Here is a 12,641-nt window from a genome sequence, read left to right as displayed (position 1 = left end):
CCTGTTGCGCGGCACCAAGCGTGAAGACGTGCAGCGCGGCCAAGTGCTGTGCAAGCCCGGCTCCATCAAGCCCCACACCCACTTCACTGGCGAGATCTATGTCTTGTCCAAGGACGAGGGCGGCCGCCACACACCTTTCTTCAACAACTACCGCCCCCAGTTCTACTTCCGTACCACGGACGTGACCGGTGCGATCGAGTTGCCAGAAGGCAAGGAAATGGTCATGCCTGGTGACAACGTGTCGATCACTGTGAAGCTGATCAACCCCATCGCCATGGAAGAAGGTCTGCGCTTCGCTATCCGCGAAGGTGGCCGTACCGTCGGCGCTGGCGTGGTCGCGAAAATCATCGCGTAAGGAAAATCTAGGGGTATAGCTCAATTGGCAGAGCGTCGGTCTCCAAAACCGAAGGTTGTAGGTTCGATTCCTACTGCCCCTGCCACCTGGGAATAGGTGGCAAGCAAGCCCGCTACGGTGTAGCGGGCTTCAGTGTCTTGAGGATGCTGAAAATTTAGTACAAGTGAGACGCGAATAAAGACTATGGCCACGACACAAGTTCAAACTGTCAACACCGGCGCAGACAAAGCCAAACTGGCTGCGGCTGCGCTGTTGGTGTTGGGCGCCTTGGCAGCCTTCTATTTGTTGGGCAAGCAGGGTGCACTGGTCCAGTGGGCCGTGTTGCTGCTGGGCTTGGGCTTGGCTGCTGTAGCCTTTTTTGCATCGGAGTCCGGACGCCAACTCATCGCCTTTGGCAAGGATGCCTGGCGTGAAGTGCGCAAGGTGGTGTGGCCTGCTCGCAAAGAAGCAATTCAGATCACTGCGTATGTTTTCGGTTTTGTTCTTGTCATGGCTTTGTTTTTGTGGCTGACAGACAAGACGCTTGAGTGGCTTTTTTACGATCTGATCCTGGGGTGGAGAAAATAATGACTGATGATGTGGTGATTTCCGCTGCAGAGCAGCCTGCGCCCGTGCCTGTGAACCCTGACTTGCGCTGGTATGTTGTGCACGCCTACTCCGGTATGGAGAAGGCCGTGGAGCGCAATATCATCGAGCGTATCAACCGCGTCGGCATGCAAAACAAGTTTGGCCGCATCCTTGTTCCCATGGAAGAAGTGGTTGAAGTCAAAAACGGACAAAAGAAGACCACCGAGCGTAAATTTTTCCCCGGTTATGTACTGGTGGAGATGGTCATGGACGACGAAAGCTGGCATTTGGTGAAGCACACCAACAAAGTGACCGGTTTTGTGGGTGGTGCTAAAAACCGCCCTGCTCCCATCTCGGAAGCCGAGGTGATGAAGATCGTGAACCAGATGCAAGAAGGCACTGAGAAGCCACGTCACAAAATCGAATTTGTGGTGGGCGAATTTGTGCGCGTCAAGGAGGGCCCGTTCACCGATTTCAATGGCTCGGTGGAAGATGTCAACTACGAAAAGAGCAAGGTGCGGGTTTCGGTCACCATTTTTGGCCGCTCCACACCGGTTGAATTGGAGTTTTCTCAGATCGAGAAAACCTAAGGTTTGTCGGCCAGCGATGGCCGGTTTTGCATTTGCGTTTTCCGACTCGGCGCGAATGGATTTGAAGAGTCGTTAACCCCGGGGAGCCGAGGGCTGAGTTGTTCAGCACCAAGGCGTTATCACCCGTAAGGAGAAATCATGGCGAAAAAAATCGTCGGTTTTATCAAGCTGCAAGTGCCAGCCGGTAAGGCCAACCCATCCCCCCCCATCGGCCCTGCTTTGGGTCAACGTGGTTTGAACATCATGGAGTTCTGCAAGGCATTTAATGCGCAGACCCAAGGTGTTGAGCCAGGTCTGCCTTTGCCCGTGGTGATCACGGCATTTGCCGACAAGAGCTTCACGTTTGTGATCAAGACGCCTCCAGCCACCGTGCTGATCAAGAAGGCAATCAAGCTGGACAAAGGTTCTTCCAATCCCCTGAAGGACAAGGTTGGCAAGATCACCCGTGCTCAGCTCGAAGAAATCGCCAAGACCAAGATGAAAGACATGACTGCCGCCGATCTGGATGCAGCTGTTCGTACCATTGCTGGTTCTGCTCGCTCGATGGGCGTGAATGTGGAGGGCGTGTAAATGTCTAAGCTCACTAAAAAGCAAAAAACCCAAGTTGGCAAAATCGACAGCAACAAGCTGTACGCACTGACCGATGCGCTGGGCCTGGTTAAAGAATTCGCCAACGCCAAGTTCGATGAATCCATCGACGTGGCCGTGCAACTTGGCATTGATGCCAAGAAGTCGGACCAAGTGGTGCGCGGCGCCGTCGTGTTGCCTAACGGTACCGGCAAGACCAAACGTGTGGCCGTGTTCGCCCAAGGCGCCAAGGCTGAAGAAGCCAAAGCCGCCGGTGCTGACATTGTTGGCATGGATGATCTGGCTGCCATGGTCAAGGCTGGTGACATGCCCTTTGACATCGTGATCGCAGCCCCTGATGCCATGCGTATCGTGGGTACGTTGGGCCAGATTCTGGGACCACGTGGTTTGATGCCTAACCCGAAGGTTGGCACTGTGACGCCTGACGTCGCGACCGCAGTGAAAAACGCCAAGGCTGGTCAAGTGCAATTCCGTGTGGACAAAGCCGGTATCGTGCACAGCACCATCGGTCGCCGTTCGTTTGAGTCCGCTCAGTTGCAAGGCAACTTGGCAGCTCTGGTGGATGCACTGAACAAAGCCAAGCCTGCTTCCAGCAAGGGTTTGTATTTGCGCAAAGTCGCTGTTTCGTCGACCATGGGTGTGGGTGTCCGCGTGGACCTGCAAACCATCTCGGCGTAATTGCAAATTTGGATGTCTCGCAAGAGACGTCCGATGTGGTGGGCTGCCAGATCTGAAAAGTACTGGCAGGCCATCCAAGACCGTTGGTGTGCAGGCAACTGCACTTAATAGTGAAGCCAACGCAGATGGCGATCCCGCTGCAGATGGAATGAGAGTTCTGTTAACAGTTGGTCGCTGCAATGTGGAGCCCTACGCGATGCAAATTGCAAGGGGCATTTAAAGGAGTAGACCTTGAGTCTTAATCGCAGTGAGAAAGAAGCAGTCATCAGTGATGTGACTGGCCTCGCCGCTAAAGCTCAAACGCTCGTGATCGCGGAATACCGCGGCATCACGGTCGCTGACATGACCAAACTGCGCAATACCGCGCGCAGCGCTGGTGTGAGCCTGAGTGTGTTGAAAAACACCTTGGCCCGCCGTGCTGTGGCTGGTAGCCAGTTCGACGTTGTGTCCGGCCAGATGACCGGTCCTCTGATCTATAGCTTTTCCGAAGACGCAGTTGCCGCCGCGAAAGTGGTGGCCGAGTTCGCGAAAACCAACGACAAGTTGGTGATCCGTGCTGGTGCGTACGGTGGCAAGGCTCTGGACGTGAACGGCGTGAAGCAATTGGCAAGCATCCCTTCCAAGGAAGTGTTGTTGGCTCAGTTGTTGGGCTTGATGCAGTCCCCCATTTCGCGTACGGCCCGTGTGCTGTCCGCACTGGCGGAACAGCGTGGCGCAGGTGCAGCAGAAGCTGCTCCCGCAGAGGCAGTGGCCGCTTAATTGCGCGCTGCCCGTAGTAACCAATATTGTTAGGAAATCAAAATGGCATTCGATAAAGACGCATTTTTGACCGCGCTGGATAGCATGACGGTCATGGAACTCAACGACCTGGTGAAAGCCATCGAAGAGAAATTTGGTGTGAGCGCAGCTGCTATGGCTGCTCCCGCTGCTGCTGGTGGTGGTGCCGCTGCTGCTGCTGAAGAGAAGACCGAATTCAACGTGGTGTTGACTGAAGCTGGCGCTAACAAAGTGTCCGTGATCAAGGCCGTGCGTGAAATCACTGGCCTGGGCTTGAAAGAAGCCAAGGATCTGGTGGACGGTGCTCCCAAGGCTGTTAAGGAAGGCGCTTCCAAGGCTGACGCTGAAGCTGCTAAGAAGAAGCTGGAAGAAGCTGGCGCTAAAGTCGAACTCAAGTAATCGACTGTTTTGCCAGGGCTGGAGGTCCCCACAAGGGCCTCCAGCCTTTGCTGCTTGTGAGCATTGAAATTAGTGCACACTCAAAAGCGGTCCTAGGACCATTTTTGAGTGTCTTCTGATCCGACTGCAGAAGATGCCTTGGTACGGGTTGTGTGCAATGCACAACCGTCCGCCAGTGATTGGTAGTGGCCAATCGCCAAGCCTGTTGAGAGTGGTGCTCAACGCGACAGTCGCCTAGGACCCCCAGGATTCCTCAGCCTTTGCCCGGAGATCTAATGGCTTACACATACACAGAACGCAAGCGAATTCGCAAAAACTTCGGTAATCGCGATAGCGTGCTCGAGATTCCCTACTTGCTGCAAATGCAAAAAGACGCCTACACGGCGTTTTTGCAAGCGGACGTAGCCCCCAAAAAACGCACCGCTGAAGGCCTGCAAGCTGCGTTCGAAGCTGCCTTCCCTATCGTCTCCCACAACGGTTTTGTGGAGATGAAGTACCTGGAGTACAACCTTGCCAAGCCAGCGTTCGATGTGCGCGAATGCCAAACCCGCGGTTTGACCTTTGCCTCGGCCGTGCGTGCCAAGGTGCAACTGATCATTTACGACCGTGAGTCCTCGACCGGTCAAAACAAGGTGGTCAAGGAAGTCAAGGAGCAAGAGGTCTACATGGGCGAAGTGCCTTTGATGACGGGCAAGGGTTCCTTCATCATCAACGGTACGGAACGCGTGATCGTGTCCCAGTTGCACCGTTCGCCTGGCGTGTTCTTTGAACACGACAAGGGCAAGACCCACAGCTCGGGCAAGCTGTTGTTCTCCGCACGCATCATTCCGTACCGTGGCTCCTGGCTCGATTTCGAATTCGACCCCAAAGACCTGCTGTACTTCCGAGTGGACCGCCGCCGCAAGATGCCGGTCACGATTTTGCTCAAGGCCATCGGCCTGAACAACGAATCCATCCTCGCGAACTTCTTCGTCAATGACAACTTCCGCCTGATGGACAGCGGCGCACAAATGGAATTTGTGGCCGAGCGTCTGCGTGGTGAAGTCGCCCGTTTTGACATCACCGACAAGTCTGGCAAAGTGGTGGTGGCCAAAGACAAGCGCGTGACAGCACGCCATACCCGTGAACTGGAGCAGTCTGGTACCACCCACATCAGCGTGCCCGAAGACTTCCTGGTTGGCCGCGTCGTGGCCCGCAATGTGGTCGATGGTGACACCGGTGAAATCGTGGCCAAGGCCAACGAAGAGCTGACCGAAGCACTGCTGAAGAAGTTGCGTACGGCTGGCATCCAGGATTTGGCGTGCATCTACACCAACGAGCTGGATCAAGGGGCGTACATCTCGCAAACCCTGCGCACGGATGAAACCGTGGACGAATTTGCGGCACGCGTAGCCATCTACCGCATGATGCGTCCCGGCGAGCCACCGACAGAGGACGCAGTGCAGGCTCTGTTCCAGCGCCTGTTCTACAACCCCGACACCTACGATCTGTCGCGCGTGGGCCGTATGAAGTTCAACGCCAAGATGGGCCGCTCGGAATCGACCGGTCCCATGGTGCTGACCAACGAAGACATCCTGGCTGTGGTCAAAATCTTGGTGGATCTGCGCAATGGCCGTGGTGATGTTGACGATATTGACCACTTGGGTAACCGCCGCGTGCGTTGCGTGGGTGAGTTGGCCGAGAACCAGTACCGCACCGGCCTGGCACGTATCGAAAAGGCTGTGAAGGAACGTCTGGGTCAGGCCGAGCAAGAGCCTTTGATGCCGCATGACCTGATCAACAGCAAGCCGATTTCGGCTGCGTTGAAAGAGTTCTTCGGTGCATCGCAGCTGTCCCAGTTCATGGACCAGACCAACCCGCTGGCTGAAATCACCCACAAGCGCCGTGTATCGGCCCTTGGCCCAGGTGGTTTGACCCGTGAACGTGCTGGCTTTGAAGTGCGTGACGTGCACGTGACCCATTACGGTCGCGTCTGCCCTATTGAAACGCCTGAAGGTCCAAACATCGGTCTGATCAACTCGCTGGCTTTGTACGCTCGCCTGAACGAATACGGTTTCATCGAGACACCGTACCGCCGTGTGGTCGACAGCAAGGTGACCAACGACATCGACTACCTGTCTGCCATCGAAGAAGGCAAGTACGTGATCGCCCAGGCCAATGCGGCTTTGGACAAAGAAGGTACTTTGACAGGTGATTTGGTGTCTGCCCGTGAAAAAGGCGAATCCATCTTGGTGAGTGCGGACCGTGTGCAGTACATGGACGTGTCGCCGGCGCAGATCGTGTCGGTGGCGGCATCGTTGGTGCCCTTCCTCGAGCACGATGATGCGAACCGAGCCTTGATGGGTGCCAACATGTCGCGCCAGGCTGTGCCTGTGCTGCGTCCCGAGAAGCCCATGGTGGGCACTGGTATTGAGCGCGTTGCTGCGGTGGACTCCGGCACCGTGGTTACGGCCACCCGTGGCGGTATCGTCGACTATGTGGACGCCACCCGTGTCGTGATCCGCGTCAACGACGCCGAAGCACAAGCTGGTGAAGTGGGTGTGGACATCTACAACCTCATCAAATACCAGCGTTCCAACCAGAACACCAACATTCACCAGCGTCCCATCGTCAAGAAGGGCGACAAGCTGTCCAAGGGTGATGTGATTGCCGACGGTGCATCTACGGATCTGGGCGAAATCGCCATCGGTCAGAACATGCTGGTGGCTTTCATGCCATGGAACGGCTACAACTTCGAAGACTCGATTTTGATCAGCGAGCGTGTTGTGGCCGAAGACCGCTACACCTCGATCCACATCGAAGAACTCGTGGTGATGGCCCGTGACACCAAGTTGGGTGCGGAAGAAATTACCCGCGATATCCCCAACCTGAGTGAACAGCAGCTGAACCGTCTGGACGAGTCCGGCATCATCTACGTGGGTGCCGAGGTTCTGCCGGGCGACACGCTGGTGGGCAAGGTCACACCCAAGGGTGAAACCACGCTCACACCAGAAGAAAAGCTGCTGCGCGCCATCTTCGGCGAAAAGGCCAGTGACGTGAAGGACACGTCTTTGCGTGTGGACCAGGGCAGCTCCGGCACCGTGATCGACGTGCAGGTCTTCACACGTGAAGGCATCACGCGTGATCGCCGGGCACAACAGATCATTGACGACGAGCTGAAGCGCTTCCGTCTCGATTTGAACGACCAGTTGCGTATTGTGGAAGCCGATGCGTTTGACCGTATCGAGAAGCTGTTGACCGGCAAGGTTGCCAATGGAGGCCCCCAGAAGCTGACCAAGGGCACCAAGCTGGACAAGGCCTACCTGGCTTCCGTCGAGAAATTCCACTGGTTTGACATCCGTCCTGCCGACGAAGAAGTGGCAAGCCAACTGGAAAGCATCAAGAACTCGCTGGAGCAGACCCGCCACAGCTTCGACCTCGCGTTTGAAGAAAAGCGCAAGAAATTGACGCAAGGCGACGAACTGCCCGCAGGCGTGTTGAAGATGGTCAAGGTGTACATCGCGGTCAAGCGCCGCCTGCAGCCTGGCGACAAGATGGCCGGCCGCCACGGTAACAAGGGTGTGGTTTCCAAGATCACGCCCGTGGAAGACATGCCTTACTTGGCAGACGGCACGCCTGTCGACATCGTGTTGAACCCCTTGGGCGTTCCTTCGCGTATGAACATCGGTCAGGTTCTGGAAGTGCACTTGGGCTGGGCCGGTAAGGGCCTGGGCCAACGCATTGGCGACATGTTGCAACGTGAAGCCGCAGCTACCGAAATCCGCGGTTTCCTGGAGCAGGTCTACAACAGCACGGGTCGCAAGGAAGATTTGGCCCAGCTGTCTGACGCTGAAGTACAGGAAATGGCGAAAGAGCTCACCAGTGGTGTGCCCTTTGCCTCCCCGGTGTTCGACGGCGCTACCGAGAAGGAAATCGGCGACATGCTGCAACTGGCCTATCCGGATGACGTGGCCAAGGCCAAAGGCCTGACTGCAACACGCACACAAGCACAGTTGTACGACGGCCGCAGCGGTGACGCCTTTGAGCGCACCACGACGGTGGGCTATATGCACTACCTGAAGCTGCACCACTTGGTGGACGACAAGATGCACGCCCGCTCGACCGGCCCGTACAGCTTGGTGACCCAGCAACCTCTGGGCGGTAAAGCCCAGTTCGGTGGCCAGCGCTTCGGTGAAATGGAAGTGTGGGCGCTGGAAGCGTATGGCGCATCCTACGTGCTGCAGGAAATGTTGACGGTCAAGTCCGATGACGTGCAAGGTCGTACCAAGGTGTACGAGAACATCGTCAAGGGTGAACACTCCATTGAAGCCGGCATGCCGGAATCGTTCAACGTGTTGGTCAAGGAAATCCGTTCCTTGGGCATCGACATTGAACTCGAACGTTCTTAATTGAAAGGGAAAGAGTCACATGAAATCTTTACTCGACCTGTTCAAGCAGTTCACGCCCGATGAGCACTTCGATGCCATCAAGATTGGCATGGCTTCGCCAGAGAAGATCCGTTCGTGGTCTTTTGGTGAAGTGAAAAAACCAGAAACCATCAACTACCGCACGTTCAAACCCGAGCGCGACGGCCTGTTTTGCGCCAAGATTTTCGGTCCCATCAAGGACTATGAATGCTTGTGCGGCAAGTACAAACGCCTGAAGCACCGCGGGGTGATCTGCGAGAAGTGCGGCGTTGAAGTCACACAGACCAAAGTTCGCCGCGAACGTATGGGTCACATCGATCTGGCCGCACCTTGCGCCCACATCTGGTTCCTGAAGTCCCTGCCCAGCCGTTTGGGCCTGGTGCTGGACATGACACTGCGTGACATCGAACGCGTGTTGTACTTTGAAGCATATGTCGTCACCGATCCCGGCATGACTCCGCTGAAGAAGTTCAGCATCATGTCCGAAGACGACTTTGACGCCAAGTTCAAGGAGTTCGGTGACGAATTCCAGGCCAAGATGGGCGCCGAAGGTATCAAGGATCTGCTGCAAAGCATCGACATTGAAGGCTCGATCGAGAAGCTGCGCAACGACCTGACCGGTTCTGAGCTCAAGATCAAGAAAAACGCCAAGCGTTTGAAGGTTCTGGAAGCGTTCAAGAAGTCCGGCATCAAGCCCGAGTGGATGGTGCTGGATGTGCTGCCCGTGTTGCCACCGGACCTGCGTCCGCTGGTGCCGCTGGATGGTGGTCGTTTTGCGACTTCCGACCTGAACGACCTGTACCGCCGTGTCATCAACCGCAACAGCCGTCTGCGTCGTTTGCTGGAACTCAAAGCGCCGGAAATCATTGCGCGCAATGAAAAGCGCATGTTGCAAGAAGCCGTGGACAGTTTGCTGGACAACGGCCGCCGCGGCAAGGCCATGACGGGCGCCAACAAGCGTGCGCTGAAGTCTTTGGCCGACATGATCAAGGGTAAATCCGGTCGTTTCCGCCAGAACTTGCTGGGCAAGCGCGTCGATTATTCCGGTCGTTCCGTGATTACCGTGGGCCCAACGCTCAAGCTGCATCAGTGCGGTCTGCCCAAGCTGATGGCCTTGGAACTGTTCAAGCCTTTCATCTTCGCGCGCCTGGAAGCCATGGGCATTGCGACCACCATCAAGGCGGCCAAGAAGGAAGTCGAATCCGGTACACCCGTGGTTTGGGACATTCTGGAAGAGGTCATCAAAGAGCACCCCGTGATGCTGAACCGTGCGCCTACGCTGCACCGTTTGGGTATCCAGGCGTTCGAACCCATCCTGATCGAAGGCAAGGCCATTCAGTTGCATCCGCTCGTTTGCGCGGCGTTTAACGCCGACTTCGACGGTGACCAGATGGCTGTTCACGTACCGTTGTCGGTGGAAGCACAAATGGAAGCCCGCACGCTGATGCTGGCCTCGAACAACGTGTTGTTCCCCGCCAACGGAGAGCCCTCCATCGTTCCTTCGCAAGACGTGGTGCTGGGTCTGTACTACACCACCCGCGACCGTATCAACGGCAAGGGCGAAGGCTTGATTTTTGCCGACACGGGTGAAGTGCAGCGCGCTTTTGACGCGGGTGAGGTTGAGCTGAACGCGCGTATCAACGTGCGTTTGACGGAGTGGACCAAGAACAAGGAAACCGGCGAGTTTGTGCCTGAAACCAAGCTCTGGGAAACCACAGCTGGTCGTGCACTCTTGTCCGAAATCTTGCCCAAGGGACTGCCTTTCGCCAACATCAACAAGGCGTTGAAGAAGAAGGAAATTTCCAAGCTGATCAACGTGTCTTTCCGCAAGTGCGGACTGAAAGAGACCGTGGTGTTTGCCGACAAGCTGCTGCAAAGCGGCTTCCGTCTGGCGACCAAAGCCGGTATTTCCATCTGTATTGATGACATGCTGGTGCCACAAGAAAAGCACGACATCATTGCTCGTGCCCAGAAGGAAGTGAAGGAGATCGAGCAGCAGTACGTGTCCGGTCTGGTGACTTCTGGTGAGCGCTACAACAAGGTGGTGGACATCTGGGGCAAGTCGGGCGACGAAGTGTCCAAGGTCATGATGGCCAAGCTGTCCAAGGAAATGGTCGCAGACCGCCATGGCAATCAAGTGCAGCAAGAGTCGTTCAACTCCATCTACATGATGGCCGACTCCGGTGCGCGTGGTTCCGCTGCGCAGATTCGCCAGGTGGCTGGTATGCGGGGTCTGATGGCCAAGCCTGATGGCTCCATCATCGAGACACCCATTACCGCGAACTTCCGCGAAGGTCTGAACGTGTTGGAGTACTTTATCTCCACCCACGGTGCCCGTAAGGGTCTGGCCGATACGGCGCTGAAGACAGCCAACTCTGGCTACTTGACCCGCCGTCTGGTGGACGTAACCCAAGACTTGGTGGTGACCGAACAGGATTGCGGAACCCACAACGGCTACCTGATGCGCGCCATCGTCGAAGGCGGCGAGACCATCGAATCGTTGCGCGACCGCATCTTGGGTCGCACTGCGGCTGATGATGTGTTGCACCCCGAGAATCGTGCAGTTCTGGCACCTGCTGGCGCCATGCTGGACGAAGACCTGATCGAAGAACTCGAAGCCGCCGGTGTGGACGAAGTCAAGGTGCGTACGGCACTGACCTGCGAAACCCGCTTTGGTATTTGCGCCAAGTGTTACGGACGCGATTTGGGTCGTGGTGGTTTGATCAACGGCGGCGAAGCTGTCGGCGTGATTGCTGCCCAGTCCATCGGTGAACCCGGTACCCAGCTGACCATGCGTACCTTCCACATCGGTGGTGCGGCCTCTCGCGCAGCTATTGCCTCCAGCGTGGAAGCCAAGTCCAACGGCGTGATTGGCTTCAATGCCACCATGCGTTATGTGACCAACAGCAAGAAAGAGCTGGTGGTGATTGCCCGTTCTGGCGAAATCGTGATCCACGACGAGCACGGACGTGAGCGCGAGCGCCACAAGGTGCCGTACGGTGCTGTGTTGACCGTCAAGGCCGACCAGACCATCAAGGCTGGCGCGATCTTGGCCAACTGGGATCCGTTGACTCGCCCCATCATTACCGAGTTTGCTGGTAAGGCCCACTTCGAGAACGTCGAAGAAGGTTTGACCGTGGCAAAGCAGGTGGATGAAGTGACCGGTCTGTCCACCCTGGTGGTGATCGATCCCAAGCGTCGCGGTGCTGCCAAGGTGGTGCGTCCTCAGGTCAAACTGATTGACGCCTCCGGCCACGAAGTGAAGATCCCTGGTACCGATCACTCGGTGACTATTGGCTTCCCGGTGGGCGCTCTGGTGCAGGTGCGTGACGGACAGGACGTGGGCCCCGGCGAAGTGCTGGCGCGCATTCCTATCGAAGGCCAGAAGACCCGCGACATTACCGGCGGTCTGCCGCGTGTGGCCGAGTTGTTCGAAGCCCGTTCTCCCAAGGACAAGGGCGTTCTAGCGGAAGTGACCGGTACCGTGTCTTTTGGTAAGGAAACCAAGGGCAAGGTCCGCTTGCAGATCACCGATCCAGAAGGCAAGGTCTGGGAAGAGTTGGTACCCAAGGAAAAGAACATCTTGGTGCACGAAGGCCAAGTGGTCAACAAGGGCGAAAGTGTTGTGGACGGCCCAGCCGACCCACAAGATATCTTGCGCCTGTTGGGCTCCGAAGAGCTGGCCCGCTACATTGTGGACGAAGTGCAGGACGTGTACCGCTTGCAGGGCGTGAAGATCAACGACAAGCACATTGAAGTGATTGTTCGCCAGATGCTGCGCCGTGTGGTGGTGGAAGCCACGGGTGACTCCGGTTACATCAACGGTGAACAGGTCGAGCGCTCGGAAATGCTCAATACCAATGATGCCTTGCGTGCAGCTGGCAAGATCCCCGCGGTCTACACCAACCTGCTGCTGGGTATTACCAAAGCATCGCTGTCCACCGACAGCTTCATCAGTGCGGCTTCCTTCCAGGAAACCACCCGAGTGCTGACCGAAGCCGCCATCATGGGCAAGCGCGACGAATTGCGTGGTCTGAAGGAAAACGTCATCGTGGGTCGTTTGATTCCCGCGGGTACGGGCCTGGCTTATCACGAAGCTCGCAAGGTGCGCGAGACCATGGACGATGCCGAGCGTCGCGCCATTGCGGAAGCCGAAGCTGCCGAATTGGCAGGTGGTGCGGACGCCACTGGTGAACTGGAAGCCAACGAGGGCTCTGCGGCCGAATAATCCGCTGGTTCTGCGTTAGTGCCAATGCCCCAAGCATGTGTCATGCAGCTTGG

The 12,641-nt window shown here is 56.6% G+C and carries 9 protein-coding genes and 1 tRNA gene; all 10 read left to right on the top strand.

All coding sequences use genetic code 11. The annotated features are described in order from the left end of the window. Window positions 1-355, top strand: a 355-nt coding sequence (locus AC097A_RS06495) for an EF-Tu C-terminal domain-related protein (RefSeq protein WP_479620178.1), incomplete at its 5' end; no start/stop codon positions are given. A 9-nt stretch (window positions 356-364) separates the two neighbouring features. Further along, window positions 365-440: transfer RNA gene (locus AC097A_RS06490), tRNA-Trp, on the top strand. A 98-nt stretch (window positions 441-538) separates the two neighbouring features. Then, window positions 539-922 carry a preprotein translocase subunit SecE gene (secE, locus tag AC097A_RS06485; protein WP_105261494.1) on the top strand — a complete coding sequence of 128 codons (384 nt, stop codon included), beginning with the start codon at window positions 539-541 and terminating at the stop codon, window positions 920-922. Continuing rightward, window positions 922-1,512, top strand: a complete 591-nt coding sequence (nusG, locus tag AC097A_RS06480) for a transcription termination/antitermination protein NusG (RefSeq protein ID WP_479620177.1) — start codon at window positions 922-924, stop codon at window positions 1,510-1,512. Before secE ends, nusG begins: the two co-directional genes overlap by 1 nt. Before the next feature lie 138 nt (window positions 1,513-1,650). Next, window positions 1,651-2,082 carry a 50S ribosomal protein L11 gene (gene rplK, locus AC097A_RS06475; protein WP_057674553.1) on the top strand — a complete coding sequence of 144 codons (432 nt, stop codon included), beginning with the start codon at window positions 1,651-1,653 and terminating at the stop codon, window positions 2,080-2,082. Further along, window positions 2,083-2,778 (top strand): 50S ribosomal protein L1, encoded by a 696-nt coding sequence (gene rplA, locus AC097A_RS06470; RefSeq protein ID WP_105261492.1) that lies wholly within the window; start codon window positions 2,083-2,085, stop codon window positions 2,776-2,778. A gap of 231 nt (window positions 2,779-3,009) precedes the next feature. Further along, window positions 3,010-3,537 carry a 50S ribosomal protein L10 gene (rplJ, locus tag AC097A_RS06465; RefSeq protein ID WP_105261491.1) on the top strand — a complete coding sequence of 176 codons (528 nt, stop codon included), beginning with the start codon at window positions 3,010-3,012 and terminating at the stop codon, window positions 3,535-3,537. 42 nt (window positions 3,538-3,579) lie between these two features. Continuing rightward, on the top strand, window positions 3,580-3,954 hold the full coding sequence (rplL, locus tag AC097A_RS06460; RefSeq protein WP_105261490.1) for a 50S ribosomal protein L7/L12: 375 nt from the start codon (window positions 3,580-3,582) through the stop codon (window positions 3,952-3,954). Between the two features lie 275 nt (window positions 3,955-4,229). After that, window positions 4,230-8,342: a DNA-directed RNA polymerase subunit beta gene (gene rpoB, locus AC097A_RS06455; protein WP_479620176.1), complete on the top strand. Its 4,113-nt coding sequence runs from the start codon at window positions 4,230-4,232 to the stop codon at window positions 8,340-8,342. A gap of 19 nt (window positions 8,343-8,361) precedes the next feature. Beyond that, window positions 8,362-12,588 (top strand): DNA-directed RNA polymerase subunit beta', encoded by a 4,227-nt coding sequence (gene rpoC, locus AC097A_RS06450; protein WP_479620175.1) that lies wholly within the window; start codon window positions 8,362-8,364, stop codon window positions 12,586-12,588. Window positions 12,589-12,641: the final 53 nt, after the last annotated feature.

Source organism: Rhodoferax sp. XS2R6, assembly GCF_056521365.1.
This window is presented reverse-complemented; position numbering and strand designations above follow the sequence as displayed.